Here is a 16,294-nt window from a genome sequence, read left to right as displayed (position 1 = left end):
CGTATGTAAAAATTAATAATAAAACAGCTAATAATGAAGATGATAGCAAAATGTACCGGTTCACACCGATTCTTTGCTTATTCTTTAAAGTCGGCCGCATCCAGCTCATGACGGGACAGTAATTTATAGAACTCTGTCCGGTTACGCCCTGCCAGACGGGCAGCGTTGGTCACGTTACCTTTGGTCATCTGGAGAAGTTTGCGTAAATAATTGAGTTCAAACTGGTTACGGGCTTCCGCAAAGGTCGGCAGCGCCGTGTTTTCCCCTTCCAGCGCCTGAGTCACCAGCGCCTCACTGATCACCGGCACGGTGGACAGCGCCACGCACTGCTCGATAACGTTAAGCAGCTGACGGACGTTGCCCGGCCAGCTCGCGCCCATCAGGCATTTCATGGCATCCGGAGAGAAGCTGCGGACAAACGGCTTATGCTTTTTCGCCGCTTCGCGCAGAATATGATTGGCCAGCAGCGGGATATCTTCAGCCCGCTCATGGAGTGTCGGAATTTTCAGGTTAACCACATTGAGGCGGTAGTAGAGATCTTCACGGAATTCGTGTTTTTCCATCGCCTTGGGTAAATCGCGGTGTGTCGCGGAAATGACGCGGACATCAATATCAATGTCGCGGTTACTGCCGAGCGGGCGCACTTTGCGCTCCTGCAGAACACGCAGCAGCTTGACCTGCAGCGGCATCGGCATATCCCCGATTTCATCGAGGAACAGTGTGCCGCTCTCTGCCGCCTGGAACAGCCCTTCCCGGCTGCTCACAGCGCCGGTAAAGGCACCTTTGGCATGGCCGAACAGCTCGGATTCCAGCAACTGCTCCGGCAGTGCACCACAGTTGATGGCGATAAACGGTTTTTTCGCTCTCGGACTGGCTTTGTGGATAGCCTGGGCCAGTACCTCTTTCCCGGTACCGCTCTGACCATTGATCAGCACACTGACATCGGATTGCGCCACCATACGTGCCTGTTCAAGCAGACGCAGCATCAGCGGGCTGCGGGTCACAACCCCTTCACACCAGGATTCATCACTGACCGTGGTGGTGGAAAGTGCCAGCGCATCGTCAATCGCTTTATATAATGCATCGCGATCCACCGGTTTGGTCAGAAAGCTGAACACACCTTCACGGGTGGCGGCCACGGCATCCGGAATGGAGCCGTGGGCTGTCAGGATAATCACCGGCATGCCGGAATGGGTTTTCTGGATCTCGGCAAACAGCGCCATACCATCCATTTCATCCATCCGCAGGTCGCTGATGACCAGATCGATTTTTTCTTTATTGAGTACCTTCAGCGCTTCAGGGCCGCTTTCTGCCGTTGATACCCGGAAACCTTCACTGCTCAGGCGCATACCCAGCAGTTTCAGTAAACCCGGATCATCATCAACCAATAATAAGTTTGCGCTGCGGCGTGCTGTCATGCCGGGGTTACTCCTTTTTTTCCTGTGCCGGTTTTGTTTCTGCGGCTTTTGTTTCTGCGGCAGCCGGTTTGGCTTCTGCCGGTTTGACATCCGCAGGTTTTGCTTCCGCCGGTTTCGGCTCTGCCGTACCTGCTGCCTCTTCTAATGCCTCACGGCGCTCCTCGAGCGCATTTTCCAGTTCCGCATCCGCTTTGGTCGGCTGTTTGCGGCCGGCCAGCTGGCGCTCAATGTTGCTCAGGTTATCCAGCTTGCGGGTGGTATTCTGTAATTCAAACTGCAGGCGGGAGTTAACCGCACGCAGCTGATCAATTTTGCCGTCCGTATCGCTCTGCAGGCGGCGGTAGCGCTGGCGTTCGTCACTCAGGGCAATCGCCTGTTTCAGTTGATCACGCCACAGGGTCATCAGCGGACGCAGAGAGACCGGGAACCCGGCACTGTAGGCATTCAGGGTCTCGAGCACCTTACGCTTGTCATTGGCGGAGGTGCCGGTGTTATTAAGCAGAATGCTCTGACGCAGTGCAGTATCCCAGCTGTCCGGGGTGATTTTCCCCGCCATAATGCGGGCTGTATCACTGCTGAGCAGATCAGCACAATCCATCATCCGCAGCCAGTAAAGCGCGTTTTCTGTCGCGGCCGCAGAGTTGAGTTCCCAGATAGCGTGGCAGTCCGCAATCCGGTAATCCGCCGTCCGCTCCTGCGGCAGGACAACAGAGGCCAGCGCGGAGAGATCCGGCGGCGTTGCGGTTTTTACGCAACCGGCCAGCAACAGCGGGACGGCGGCAATCAGGGACTTAAATGTCATTTTCAAGTTAATGCTGACCTGTTATTCCAGTAAGGTGTGGAACGGAAGCTGAATACGGAAGCACACATCCGCACCTTCAGAACCGACTAATATCAGTTCGCCGCCCATCCGGTTAATACAATCCCGGGCAATACTCAGTCCCAGCCCGCTGCCTTTGACAGCACCTTTGCGCTGAAGCGAGCCCTGATAGAACGGTTCGAAGATCATTTCCTGCTCTTCTTCCGGGATCGGCGTACCGGTATTGGCGACATCAATCTGTATATGCTGACCGGCTTTCCGGCTGGTTATCCGGATCTTACCCGATTCAGCGCCATAGTGTACCGCATTTGAGTAGAGATTATCGAGTACACGTGTTAATAAGACGGGTTCAGCCCAGACACTTGTTTCATCCAGAGCAAGGTCCGTAGTGATTTCTTTGCTTCTCGCCGGTAAGCTGTGGGCATTAACCACCTCATGCACTACCGTATCGAGGTTAACCCATTTGGCTTCTGTCGGGCTGTCCACCAGTGTGCGGTTATACTCCAGCAGCTGTTCAATCAGCACCTGCAAATGGCGGCTGCTTTCACTCAATATTGATACCACATCTTTCTGATCCGCCGTCAGCGGCCCCGCGACTTCATCCGCCAGCAGTTCGGTACCTTCACGCATACTGGCCAGCGGGGTTTTCAGTTCATGGGAAATATGACGCAGGAATTCATGACGCTGGGATTCCAGCCAGTCGAGGCGCTCACTCAGCCAGACAATCCGCAGCGCCAGCGAGCGCAGTTCTCTCGGGCCGTTAAAATTATCAAGGCGCTGAATCAGATTGCGCCCTTCCCCCAGGCGGTTAACCATCCGTTCAATCACTTTTACCGGCCCGATAATCATGCGGGTAAACAGAATGATAAGCCCGGTGCTCAGGACAAACACCAGCAGGCTCTGCCAGCCGAATGACTGGCCTTTGCGGGCGATGGCATTCTGAAGTTCCTCACCGCGCCGGAAATTCGCCTCACGGATAGCCTGCACCAGATCAGCGTTACTGCGGGCAAAGGCTTCCAGGTGAGTGGTCATCGCCGCAACCGGCTCGCCGTTCTCACACTGCAGGACAGACAACTGTCCGAGGCTGCCGGCGATATCATCAGTATAACGCGGATCCGGGGTGGATTGTTTCTGGCGGGCGAGATAGTCCTCATAGCGGAGATACTGTTTGTGCCAGACATTTTTCAGGGTTTCATTACCCAGCACACAGTACTGGCGGTAGCTGCGCTCCATTTCCAGCGCCAGGCTCGACATTTCCTCACTGCGCCGCGCATCCTGTACAGTTGAGATACTGATTTGCGCCGCCTGATTACTCAGCTCATCAAAGCTCTGATACGCCTGCCATGCCAGTCCCAGCAACGGCAGCAATACCAGACAGAATGCCACCACAACCAACTGACGCAGCGAGCGCGGAAATAATCGCCATTTTTTCAAGATTGTCATCTCTTAACCTGTTGTCATGTGCATGATGCTAACCGGATCCGGGATAAGAGAAAAGGATCAGGATGCATCTGTGCGAAAAAGAGAACAGAAAGAATGCAGGGAAGGTATAAAATGATGACGGGACGACAGTTTCCTGCCGTCCCGTCAGTGAGATTAAGGTGGTGCCTCACTCAACGTGTCGCCCTGTGTCTGATAAAGCTTGCGCAGTTATCGGTATTAACGGACGGTAGGCACCTTACTCTGGCATCATTCCCGGGCTTATGTGGCATGTTTCCGCCATAGTGCGGGCCGACATAAAAAATTGAATGAGCAACTGCAGAAGACATTGCAACTGCTGTGCCAACTTTGAAAAATAAAATTCAATACACTGTTATTAAAGAGAAAATATTTTTCATCACCCGCTATTTTTTTCCGGCGTGCTGTCATACGCATCTTATCTTCCGGTTTCTTCCCCCGTTTTACAAAAAAACGTCTCTGATTTGCGACAGTCTTTTTTGCTCTTTTTTACCTCTTTAAATATCAATGCATTAGATGTCTCCTTTTGGAGACATTAAAAATGATGACTGTCGTTATTTTATGACACAGGTGATTTTTTATACCGGACATGCAAACAAACACGCAGTTTACTTAATAAAATCCACCGTCAGGACAATACTTTTGTCCAACCCCGGCGGCGGAATTCCTACCGGCTGATATTTACTGACCGCACTGAGCGCAATTTTATCCAGTATCCGGTTCCCCGAACTTCTGATCACCACGGGGTCAGAAAGTGTACCGGTTCCGGAAATACTGACATTAATATCAACGGCTGCGCTGACCTTTCTGATTCTGGCAGGATAATAAATATACCGCAGGATCTCTCTGCGCATTTTTTCCCGGTATAACCACAGCTCGTCGTCACTCCGCTGCCCGGCAACGGTATCGGCTGTTGTCAGGTTATGATTTCCGGCCGACAGAGATGACTGTAAACCGGTATCCGGAACCTCTGCCGGTTTATGCACATCTTTATCATGCCGCGGTGCAGTAACCGGCTTTTTAATTTTCTGCCGCAGTTTATTCTCACGTTTTTTTCTGTTTTTTTCCGCCTGCCATTCTGATTTTTTATCCGCTGCCGGGCTTATCACCGGTAACAGGCTTTTCTCGCTCTGTTCCGGTATATCCGGAGAGTGTTCCTCCGCCTTTTCCGGCGCAGGCAGCAATAACATGGCACTGCGGTTATCCGTCCTTATATTGCCGTTTTCCGCATAATCAGTCTGGCTGATACAGAATAAAAAAATAAGCAGTCCGCCGTGAAGACACAGAGAAAAGAATAAACCGGCCAGTTTGCAGCGATTCATTGATTACTCCGCAGGCAGTAATACCGCATGGAATTTTCCGGCATGACGTAAAAAGTCCTGTAAAACCATTTCAGTCTCTTCCGGAGATGCCTTTTCATTTGCCCGCAGTGAAGCGCCGATTAATAACGGGCCGCCGGTCAGCATATAACTGCGTTCAATATCTTCCAGTATGCCGGTCACCGAATTATGGGTTCGCTCAAGAATATTGCGGCTCTGAACGATTTTATTTCTGAATACCTGCCGATCAATCCCGTTGTGCTCAAATTCCGTCAGTACGCGTTCACTCAGGGCAATCAGTTCATCCACCCGTTCCGGTGCACAGGTGAACATGATCCGTCCCTCATCCTGTATTTCAGACGGGTTGTGCCAGAACCATGCGGTGACACTGTAAACACCTGATGCTTCCTCACGTAATTTTTCCCGCAGTTTTTCCTGAATCACCTCACCGCCGATCTCCAGATAATAGGCATTATCCGGCCGCCAGCCATTTTTGCGGACAAGATAGATCTCCACTTCAGCCCGCGGCTCCTGCAATCCCCTGACAATTAATGGTGTTTCCGGTGTTCCGGCTTCAATCGCAACGGGTTCTCTGCCATCCTTTTTTACACCAACAGATGCCAGATATTTTCCTGCAATTTTTTCCGCATCGCGGGGCTGAATATCACCGGTAATAAAATACGTAAAATCGGTTTTATTACTGATATAACGTTCATACAATTGCGTCAGTTTTTCCGCACTCAGTACGTCAAGATCCTGCTGTGTGGCATCATATATGGTATGTTTACCCGGATAACGCAGTGATGATATTTTCTGCATAAAGAGATGCTGACTGTCTTTATTATTCTCAGCCAGCTGTTTATCCATTTCCGATTTATATTTACGCCATACTTTTTCCGTTACCCGGCTTTCATTTAATTTCAGATGAAAAAGCGTCAGAATTTTTTCAAGATTATCCGTCTCTGCCCAGCCGGAAAAACCCTGCTGATGCTCATCCAGTAATGTTGACATTACCACCGGACTCTTATTAAAAACAGCCTGTAATGCGGATAGCGGATAACGGCCAAAACCGGTTTCATCCGTCAGGCTGACGGCAATCCGCAGCGCATGATAATCGTCATCCGGTACTGACCGTAATCCGCCGGGTGTCAGCGCCTTAAAGAACACTTTTCCCGGATTATCATTATTGTACTGATAGATTAACCGGCTGCCGTTACTCAGCTGATATTCCCTGATATTATATTCTTCAGCCGTTCTGATAAGTTTCACACTACCGGCCGTGACATTAATATCCGGTAGTTCTGTTATTTGTTCTGCGGCCGGGTCCCATTTTTTCTGTGGTAACCGGTGACTTTCAATCCAGTTTTTTTCCAGTGCTGCCGCATCCATGGCCTGCGGCTGTATTTTCTCCGGATGCGTTATCATCACCAACCGGGATTTCACGGCTGTCATAGTATGAAATGCGCTGTTCACATCGGCTAAGGTGATATTTTTCAGATAATAGCGATTGAGAAGAAATTTATCATTCTGCCCTGCAAGCAGCTGATGACTGGCTGCCGCCGTCATCATATCCGCCGCAAGATCAATACTGTAAATGGTTTTATCTTTCTGTTTTTCATTAAGGCGGGTTAACCGCTCAAGCTCTTCATCCAGTTCAGCCTGTGTAAAACCCTGCTGCTCAACAGTAGCAAGAAAATTAAAAATACTCAGTGTGGCTTCATCATATTTTTCATCTGATAATTGCAGGGAAAATACAGATTGTATGGTTTCCCGTCCGGTCGCTGAAGAGTAATAATTCGCGGTACTGATAAACTCATCATTCTCTTTTTCCAGGTGTTGTAACCGGATATTTATCAGCCGGGTCATAATCTGATTAACCAGATCATCCTTATAACGGGCCAGTGAATAATCCTCCTGATAAGGACTGAAAAAACTGATTTCCACCGCCGGTGTCCGGATTTCATCTTCATGAACAAAAGCCGTACGCCAGTGTTCCGGCAACGGTACAGAATAATCAATTATCTCAGGCGGATCTGTTCTGACCGGAAGCATCGTTAATTTTGTTTTCAGCAGAGACAGGATGTGTTGTTTATTAATATCCCCGGCGACTACCAGAGACATATTATCCGGTCTGTACCAGCGATAATAAAAATCAGCCACCCGTTTACGGCTGACATTCTGTATTGTTTCCGCATCCCCGATAGGGTCACGTAATGCATAGCGCGACCCCGCCATCTCAATGGCGCTCTTTTTATCCCCCAGCCGCAGCATAGCTCCCAGTCTGGCGCGCCACTCTTCCAGAACAACGCCCCTTTCTGCATCCAGGTCCGCCTGATTTATGGTTACCCGCCCTGCCCAGTCAGCAACAATATCCAGCGCAAGGTTAATTTTTACCGGGTCATTGTCCGGCAGATTTAATGTGTAGACCGTATTTTCAAAATCCGTGAATGCATTAATATCAATACCGAATTTTAATCCCGCTTTTTCCAGGTCACGGATCAGCTTATTACCGGGGAAATGCGTTGTTCCGTTAAATGCCATATGTTCGACAATATGTGCAACGCCTCTCTGGTCATCATCCTCATTCATTGATCCGGCATTAACAACCAGCCGGATATACACTTTTTTCTCCGGTGTGCTGTTTTCCGCCAGAAAATAACGAAATCCGTTATTCAGCGTGCCGGTTTCTATTGCCGGGTCATACCGGAGTGTTTTCATTTTCAGCAGGTCATTAACCTGTGTCTGCTGACCGGAACAGGCGGACAAAATAAATAACATGCCGGTTATCAGTAGTATTCTTTTCATAAAATCAACCCGGGCTTATCATTTCTCACGTCTTCCCTGTGAGATATTTCGATAATATGACTGTGAGCCAGTTTTTCCCTGAGTAACCGGCTCAGTGTTTTATAATTTTCCTCATCGAGTGCGGATAAGGCCTCATCGAGAAACAGCCAGGCCGGTTTTTGTATCAGACACCGCGCCAGCATTATTTTCTGAAGTTCTCCGCCGGATAATGTGTGCTGCCAGTTTTTCCCGGTATCCAGTTCAGGAATAAAATGACTGAGTCCCACATCCGTTAATGCACCGGCCAGCAATGCATCGTCATATTCCCCGTGAATATGGGGATATATTAAAATTTCCCGCAATGTGGCTTCCGGTAAATACGGTTTCTGGGGAATAAACATGCAGTTATTATCCGGAGGCATGGATAATGAACCTTTATAATGCGGCCATAATCCGGCGAGTGTGCGCAGGAATGTACTTTTCCCGCATCCCGACGGGCCTGTTATTGAGCTGCTGTCCGGAAAGGCACCGGACATATTTTCCTGAACCGGGCGGTTATCCGGTAAAAATACTGATAACTCAGACCATTCGGGAGAATCAGACTGACGGATTGTGCCGGTGCCGGTAATAGAATCCAGCTGCGAACTGAATGTCACCAGACGCCCGGTGACTGCCCGCCAGTTTGCTACTGACTCATAAGAATCGACAAACCAGCTGAATGCTTCCTGTACCCGGTAAAATCCGGTTGCGGTCTGCATCATATCCCCGAGTTGCAGGCTGCCGCTCATCAGCCGCGGCGATGCCACCAGATACGGGAAAATGCGGGCGACCTCATTATATCCGCTGTTAAAGGCCTGATATTTCATTTTCATTCCGGTCAGATATTGCCAGTTCTGCCATATTTTCCCGAATAACCGTTTTGATGAGGATAATTCCGCCTTTTCACCGCGCAGAAAACTGATCGATTCCGCGTATTCTTTTACCCGCATCAGATGAAAACGAAAATCGGCTTCACATTTTTCCTGCTGAAATGTCAGCGGGATCAGTTTTCTGGTAATTTTATGGGTGAGCCATGTACCGATAACGGAATACAATATTGCCACCCATACCATATATCCCGGTATTACCCATGTCATTCCGCCCAGTTCAAATGTCAGTATTCCGGAAAGATTCCATAAAATAACGGTAAAAGACACCAGACTGGTGATAGTCCGCAGTAATCCCAGTCCCAGCTGCAATGTCTGATCGCAAAATTCTTTTATATCCTGAGCAATACGCTGATCCGGATTATCACTCTCTTTGTATAAAAGCTGATGCCGGTAAATACGCTTATGGCTCAGCCACTGCGTAAGAAACCGCTCTGTCAGCCAGCCCCGCCAGCGGATACGTAATGTCCGGCGCAAATATTCTTCAATAAGATCGACAGAAGAATAAACCACCATGATCAGAACAAACTGACTCAGCATCGGCCAGAAATTATCCCAGTCCTTATTCTGCATAAGATTAAAAAAATCACGGTTCCAGTCGCTGTATTTCACTGCAATTTCAACAACAATATAATTAAGTGCAATAACAGAAATAATCAGCGGCCAGGCTATTTTCCATTCCCGGCTTTTCCAATACGGACAGGCCAGGCTCCAGACCTGTTTGATAAATTTATTTTTATTTAATTCAGATTTACTATTCATACTGTGTTTTGTCATGGGCTGCCGGCAGAAAACAGAATTTCCGCCGGCAGTTTCTTATGTCTCAATTAAAATTCATAACCAACTTCAAGCCAGAATTCACGTCCCGGAGTATAAATTCCGTACTCATTTGAACTGTAGCCTTTATTTTCCATTTTCCTGACCTGGTTCAGCACATTGAGTACTTCGGCACGGAAATAAAGCTGATGTGAACCGTAAATAGCCGGCTGCCAGCTCAGGCTGGTATCCCATTGAGTATGTGTTCCGAAGTTCTGCGTTTTATAAACAGTAATATCATCCGTACTGTTGGTTTCTGCATAAGAATGGACCGGTGCTTTAATATAAAATTTATTCGACCAGGTAATATTATTATCCGGGATCTTCATATCAACACCCAGACGGACCATCCACTCCTCTTCATTATTATTGACTTCTTTTTCCATCTGAGCACGGGACATCAGACGTCCATCAAGAATAACCACCTCATCCGGATCTAATGTTTTCTCAAGATCGGCTCTGCCGGTATTCAGCCAGTCAGCACCTAATGTGGTATTCCACTCTGTCGCACCAAGAGTCCACGGTGTTTTATTGGTTATTTGCAGCGTATAAATCTGAGCATTAAAATCATCGCCGTTGGTGAATGAATCAACTTTCTTATCATCCTGAGTACTGCGCTTAACCACAATCCGCTGCTTATACTTTCTGTATGTATAATCTGCGGAAATACGCCAGTTATTCCAGTCCTGATTAACCCCGAAGTTCAATTCATCGGAATGCGGCGTACTTAAATGTGTCAGTGAACGGTAATCCCGGGTACGATCCTGATTCAGTTCCAGTATTTTCCCGGATAACTTCATCGTGGCAAATGAACGTCCGTAATAACGATTAAGTCCGAACTTAAACCGGGTATCCGGTAATGCCTGCCAGTAAGCCGTAAAACGGGGAGCGATATTTGTGTTACTTAAATAATTATCCCGTTCCAGACGTAAGCCGGGACGGAATGTGAAATCACCGGTTTTAATCGTGTCCTGAGCATAAAGTGCATAATTCTGATGAGAGGTATTTACGGTTCCTTTTGACGCGGTCAGTTCACTTAAAAGAACATCCCGGCCGGTACTGTCAATTAATGATACCGTTGAGTGAACATCTTCATCCCGCTTAAACGCATATGCCGTATGACGGTAATCTGCCCCTGTATTGAAAACGTGCTCTGTATTTCCGAAGAATACGGGGTCAGCATTATAATCCAGAATTAAATTGATATTTTCCTGCGTCAGCTGACTGTTACCATAACCGCCTTCTTCAAAATCAAGACCGGTATCCAGGTCAGTCACCACACTGGCTTCGGTACTGTTGGAACGGCGTTTATCGGAAAACTTGTCATATGCTGCCGTTGATATCAGTTTACCGCCCGGCACAGACTGAATATACCGGATCGTCGTACCGTAAGCCTGATGGGTATCATTGACGTTATTATCAATATTATTGGCGTAAAACTTACCCTCTTTATAATCTGACATGCGGAACCCGGCTTCCAGTGTCCGGCCGGTATCCGGTGTCCAGTTAAAATTGACCAGCATATTATCGGAACGGCGGGTGTGATTACGGTTATCCGTCTCTCCTTTCGAATTCAGCATCCGGGTCTGGCGGATATCAGAATCACGGCGGCTGAAGCCGAATACCATACCGGTATTCTCCGTTAATCCGTATTCCGCCGTCAGATTAAAGAATTCCTTTTTATAAACGGGCTGAAATTCTGCATTCATTCCGTTGGGGACTTTTTTATCCAGCGCGTCTTTTACAGCCTCATCCGCTTTTAATGATGCCCAGGAGGACCGGGTGGTACGGTAACTGACTGATGCGTGATTTTCCCCGCTGTACTGCCGGGTTTCCGCCACAACTGCCCCGCCGGTAAATCCGCCCAGGTTTGCCGGAACGTTATTACTGTAAACCGTTATTCCCGAAAGTAGTTTCGCATCAAAGAAATAAGCCTGCTCTGAACTCTTATTCGGATTGACGCCCATGGTGCCATCAAATAAGGAGGAAGCCGGGTCAATATCGTTATTAATATTCACCCCGTCTATCATATACGCCGTCTGTTCTGAAGGCGCACCGTTAATGGAAACAGAGAGCGGTTTAATTTCACCATTGGTAAATCCTGTTTCTGATTTACTCTCCACACGGGCACCAGGGACGGCTTTCAAATAATCACTCAGGTTACTATTAGATGATGGTGAATCCTTTATTTCCTGCTCTGTTATCGTTTGAGACGACAGAGGATCATCTGTCTCTGCGTGTGCATCCGATTTAACCGCAACCTTAATATGGTTATCGGGGTTATATTGAGCTGCATGTGTATAAAAACTACAAAATGAACTGCCTGTAATAGCTGCAATAAGTAATTTATCTGTATTTTTCATTGGGTTAACTTTATTTTAAAGCAAATGATATCTATTCGCATTATCATTATTGTTTGCAAATGCTAACATGGTGAAACTACGTATTCAACGAAAAAAATGATAATGAAACTATGTTTCATCACATTACTGATAAAATCATTATTGAATATAATTGGATTGCAATAGCGATTCAGTGGAATTTTAAAGTGGCTAAAATACTATTTTTAAATAGATTATCTTATTATTTATGTTTGTATTCAGGTGAGAACTAATTAATAACGATTATCAATACTGTTCAGCAACTGACAGAAGCAGAGAGGATTTATTATTGCGGTAATATTATTGTGGTAAGTAAAAAAGCGGGTAAAACTGAAAAGTTATACCCGCGTGTTTATCAGCCTAATTGTTTACGGGCATTACGGAAGATCCGCAACCACGGTCCGTCCTCACCCCAGTTCTCCGGATGCCAGGAGTTGCTGACGGTACGGAAAACGCGTTCCGGATGCGGCATCATAATAGTGGCACGTCCGTCATCGGTCGTGACCGCCGTGATACCGTCCGGTGAACCGTTCGGGTTGGCCGGATAGCGTTCAGTGACCTGCCCGTAGTTATCCACATATTGCAGAGCCACCAGGCCGCGTTCCGTCAGCGCCTGCTGATGTGCCGCATCACGGAATTCCGCCAGCCCTTCGCCGTGAGACACCGCAATCGGCATCCGCGAACCGGCCATGCCGCTCAGCAGCAGAGACGGGCTTTGTGCCACTTCGACCAGACTGAAACGCGCTTCAAAACGTTCAGAGCGGTTACGGGTAAAGCGCGGCCATAAATCCGCCCCCGGAATCAGATCCCGCAGGTTTGACATCATCTGACAGCCGTTACAGACCCCGAGTGATAAGGTATCCGGACGCGCAAAGAACTGCGCAAATTCATCCCGTACCTGCGGATTGAACAGAATCGATTTCGCCCAGCCTTCACCGGCACCCAGTACGTCCCCGTAAGAGAAGCCGCCGCAGGCAACCAGCGCCTGAAAACTGTCCAGCGGAAGGTGCCCGTTCAGCAGGTCACTCATATGCACATCGATGGCATCAAACCCGGCACGGTGGAAGGCGGCCGCCATTTCCACATGGGAGTTAACCCCCTGCTCACGCAGCACCGCGACACGCGGACGCACGCCTTTTACAATATATGGCGCGGCGATATCGTCATTCTGATCGAACGTCAGTACCACATTAAGGCCCGGGTCTGTCAGATCCTGCTTGGCTTCATGCTCTTCATCCGCACAGGTAGGGTTATCACGCTGACGCTGCATCTGCCAGGTGGTTTCCGCCCACATGATCCGCAGTTCACGGCAGGACTGGTGATAGACTTCTGTATTATGGCTGCGGACAACAAAATCATCCCCCGGTACAGCTTCACCGAGAACATGCAGCATATCTGCCAGACCGGCATCGGTGAAGGCCTGCACAACGCCATCCAGATCCGCTTCACGCACCTGGAGCACAGCCCCCGGCTCTTCGGTAAACAGCGCGCCGAGGATATCCTCATCAAATGCACTGATATCCGCATTCACACCGCAGTGTCCGGCAAAGGCCATTTCCGCCAGTGTGACAAACAGGCCGCCGTCTGAGCGGTCATGATACGCAAGCAGTTTTTCATCCCACACCAGGGTCTGCATGGTGTCAAAGAATGCACGCAGCGCCTGCGGATTGCGCAGATCCGCGCCTTTCTGTCCCAGCTGGCGATACACCTGCGCCAGTGCGGTGGCACCGAGGGTATTACGGCCTTCCCCCAGATCCACCAGCAGCAGACGGTTCGGCACATCGCTCCGCAGTTGCGGCGTGACGGTCCGGCGCACATCATCCACACGGGCAAATGCCGTGATCACCAGTGACAGCGGCGAGGTCATCTCACGCTCTTCGCCCTGCTCGTTCCAGCGGGTTTTCATCGACATGGAATCTTTACCGACCGGGATAGTCAGGCCGAGCGCCGGACATAACTCCTCACCCACTGCTTTCACCGCTGCATATAACCCGGCATCTTCGCCCGGATGCCCGGCTGCGGCCATCCAGTTGGCGGATAATTTAATCCGCTTAATATCGCCAATCTGCACACCGGCAATATTCAGCAGCGCTTCCGCCACCGCCATACGCGCTGAAGCGGCAAAATCAAGCAGAGCAACCGGCGCACGTTCACCGATGGACATTGCCTCGCCATAGTAACTGTCAAGGCTGGCAGTGGTCACCGCGCAATCCGCCACCGGAATCTGCCACGGGCCGACCATCTGATCACGGGAAACCATGCCGGTCACCGTGCGGTCACCGATGGTGATCAGGAAGGTTTTTTCCGCTACCGCCGGTAAGTGCAGCACGCGTTTTACCGCTTCATGCAGATTAATATCGCGGCGATCAATCGGTGTGCCTTCCGCGGTCAGTGTGGTGACATCACGGCGCATTTTCGGGGTTTTACCCAGCAGGATATCCAGCGGCATATCAATCGGCTGATTATCAAAATGGCTGTCATTCAGGATCAGGTCACGTTTTTCTGTCGCTTCACCAATCACCGCATACGGCGCGCGCTCGCGCTGACAGAGTGCCTCAAACAGCGGCAACTGCTCAGGCGAGACCGCCAGCACATAGCGTTCCTGGGATTCGTTACACCAGATTTCCAGCGGGCTCATACCCGGCTCATCACTGAGGATATCGCGCAGCTCGAAACGTCCGCCGCGCCCGCCGTCACTGACCAGTTCCGGCATGGCGTTGGACAGACCGCCCGCACCGACATCATGGATAAACAGAATCGGGTTGTTATCCCCCTGTTGCCAGCAGGCGTCGATCACTTCCTGGCAACGGCGCTCCATTTCCGGGTTATCGCGCTGCACAGAGGCAAAATCCAGATCCGCATCCGACTGACCGGATGTCATGGAAGATGCCGCACCACCGCCCAGGCCGATATTCATCGACGGGCCGCCTAATACAATCAGTTTCGCCCCCGGCGGGATCTCTCCTTTCTGCACGTGATCAGCACGGATATTACCGATACCGCCCGCCAGCATAATGGGCTTATGGTAGCCGCGCAGTTCCTCGCCGTTGTGGCTGCTGACTTTCTCTTCATAGGTCCGGAAATAGCCGAGCAGTGCCGGACGGCCGAATTCGTTATTAAATGCCGCGCCGCCGAGCGGACCTTCAGTCATGATGTCATAGGCGCTGACAATGCGGTCCGGTCTGCCGAAATCCTGCTCCCAAGGCTGGGTAAAGCCCGGGATACGCAGGTTGGAGACAGAAAACCCGGTTAATCCCGCTTTTGGTTTGGCACCGCGCCCGGTCGCACCTTCGTCACGGATTTCACCGCCGGAGCCGGTTGCCGCCCCCGGCCACGGGGAAATGGCGGTCGGGTGGTTATGGGTTTCCACTTTCATCAGGATATGAGTCTCTTCCTGATGATACTGATAACTGCGGTCTTCCCCCTGCGGGAAGAAACGTCCGGCGGAGGAGCCTTCCATCACCGCCGCGTTATCTTTATACGCGGACAGCACATGATCCGGTGTCTGCTCGAAAGTATTTTTAATCATCTTAAACAGGGATTTCGGCTGTTCTTCGCCGTCAATCACCCAGTCAGCATTAAAAATCTTGTGGCGGCAGTGCTCAGAGTTTGCCTGGGCAAACATATAGAGTTCCGCATCGGACGGATTGCGGCCGAGTTTCGTGAATGCATCAGCCAGATAATCGATTTCATCTTCCGCCAGCGCCAGCCCCAGCGAAATGTTGGCTTTTTCCAGTGCCGCTCGGCCCTGACCCGCGAGGTCAATCACGGTCAGCGGTGCCGGTTCATGACGGGCAAACAGCGCCTGTGCCTGTGACAGTTCGCTGAAAACCGTTTCTGTCATGCGGTCATGCAACAGCGCACTCAGTTGCTGATGTTCATTCTCTGTCAGCCCTGTGGTAGTAATATAGTAGGCGATTCCCCGCTCCAGCCGGGTAACGGCTGACAGACCGCAGTTATGCGCGATATCCGTGGCTTTCGATGACCAGGGAGATAATGTTCCCGGGCGCGGCGTGACAAGAAACAGGATCCCTTCCGGCGCATGTTCCGCCAGCGACGGGCCGTAGCGGAGCAACTGCTGTAATTTGGAGTGCTCATCGTCGGTCAGGGGTGCGGAAAGATCAGCAAAATGCACATATTCCGCATAGATGTTGGTCACCGGCAGGTGGTGTTCAGTGAACGCGCTGATAAATTTTGATACGCGAAACGCAGATAACACAGGTGAGCCACGCAAAATTTCCATAGTTGTCAGTTCTCTCTTTTTAACACGCAGAGCCATCGGCCCGGAGGGGAAACGGGCACATTATAGAGCAATACTGACGCCGACGAAACCGTTTGCGTGACGTTTTTTCCCGGGGGGATTTTTTCCGGA

At 50.0% G+C, this 16,294-nt stretch carries 8 protein-coding genes; all 8 read right to left on the bottom strand.

Features of this window, described 5'->3' with window-relative positions:
- Positions 1-77: 77 nt before the first annotated feature.
- Complete coding sequence (glrR, locus tag GN208_RS00465) at positions 78-1,418, bottom strand: two-component system response regulator GlrR (RefSeq protein WP_004236949.1); 1,341 nt, start codon at positions 1,416-1,418, stop codon at positions 78-80.
- 7 nt (positions 1,419-1,425) lie between these two features.
- Positions 1,426-2,220 carry a two-component system QseEF-associated lipoprotein QseG gene (qseG, locus tag GN208_RS00460; RefSeq protein ID WP_015422610.1) on the bottom strand — a complete coding sequence of 265 codons (795 nt, stop codon included), beginning with the start codon at positions 2,218-2,220 and terminating at the stop codon, positions 1,426-1,428.
- Between the two features lie 21 nt (positions 2,221-2,241).
- Positions 2,242-3,681: a HAMP domain-containing sensor histidine kinase gene (locus GN208_RS00455; protein ID WP_004241960.1), complete on the bottom strand. Its 1,440-nt coding sequence runs from the start codon at positions 3,679-3,681 to the stop codon at positions 2,242-2,244.
- A 623-nt stretch (positions 3,682-4,304) separates the two neighbouring features.
- On the bottom strand, positions 4,305-5,018 hold the full coding sequence (locus GN208_RS00450) for a TonB family protein (protein WP_004236952.1): 714 nt from the start codon (positions 5,016-5,018) through the stop codon (positions 4,305-4,307).
- 3 nt (positions 5,019-5,021) lie between these two features.
- A complete protein-coding gene (locus GN208_RS00445; RefSeq protein WP_087769978.1) occupies positions 5,022-7,820 on the bottom strand; it encodes an insulinase family protein in 2,799 nt (932 codons plus the stop codon).
- Positions 7,817-9,487, bottom strand: a complete 1,671-nt coding sequence (locus GN208_RS00440; protein ID WP_225806405.1) for an ABC transporter ATP-binding protein/permease — start codon at positions 9,485-9,487, stop codon at positions 7,817-7,819. Before GN208_RS00440 ends, GN208_RS00445 begins: the two co-directional genes overlap by 4 nt.
- Before the next feature lie 65 nt (positions 9,488-9,552).
- Positions 9,553-11,904, bottom strand: coding sequence for a TonB-dependent receptor plug domain-containing protein (locus GN208_RS00435; RefSeq protein ID WP_243828266.1), 2,352 nt, complete (start codon positions 11,902-11,904; stop codon positions 9,553-9,555).
- A 373-nt stretch (positions 11,905-12,277) separates the two neighbouring features.
- The gene (gene purL, locus GN208_RS00430; protein ID WP_015422608.1) at positions 12,278-16,165 is read right to left on the bottom strand and encodes a phosphoribosylformylglycinamidine synthase; all 3,888 of its coding nucleotides are present in this window, start codon (positions 16,163-16,165) and stop codon (positions 12,278-12,280) included.
- Positions 16,166-16,294 lie beyond the last annotated feature (129 nt).

Origin of the sequence: Morganella sp. HSTU-ASny43 (genome assembly GCF_022819185.1) — a bacterium.
GTDB lineage: Bacteria > Pseudomonadota > Gammaproteobacteria > Enterobacterales > Enterobacteriaceae > Morganella > Morganella morganii.
Note: the sequence above shows the minus strand (reverse complement) of the source record. Positions and strands in the feature narration are given on the sequence as shown.

What these genes read in the sequence shown, in the direction of transcription:
- glrR (WP_004236949.1), bottom strand. Translation starts at nt 1,418, where the DNA reads ATGACAGCACGCCGCAGCGCAAACTTATTATTGGTTGATGATGATCCG.
- qseG (WP_015422610.1), bottom strand. Translation starts at nt 2,220, where the DNA reads ATGACATTTAAGTCCCTGATTGCCGCCGTCCCGCTGTTGCTGGCCGGT.
- GN208_RS00455 (WP_004241960.1), bottom strand. Translation starts at nt 3,681, where the DNA reads ATGACAATCTTGAAAAAATGGCGATTATTTCCGCGCTCGCTGCGTCAG.
- GN208_RS00450 (WP_004236952.1), bottom strand. Translation starts at nt 5,018, where the DNA reads ATGAATCGCTGCAAACTGGCCGGTTTATTCTTTTCTCTGTGTCTTCAC.
- GN208_RS00445 (WP_087769978.1), bottom strand. Translation starts at nt 7,820, where the DNA reads ATGAAAAGAATACTACTGATAACCGGCATGTTATTTATTTTGTCCGCC.
- GN208_RS00440 (WP_225806405.1), bottom strand. Translation starts at nt 9,487, where the DNA reads ATGAATAGTAAATCTGAATTAAATAAAAATAAATTTATCAAACAGGTC.
- GN208_RS00435 (WP_243828266.1), bottom strand. Translation starts at nt 11,904, where the DNA reads ATGAAAAATACAGATAAATTACTTATTGCAGCTATTACAGGCAGTTCA.
- purL (WP_015422608.1), bottom strand. Translation starts at nt 16,165, where the DNA reads ATGGAAATTTTGCGTGGCTCACCTGTGTTATCTGCGTTTCGCGTATCA.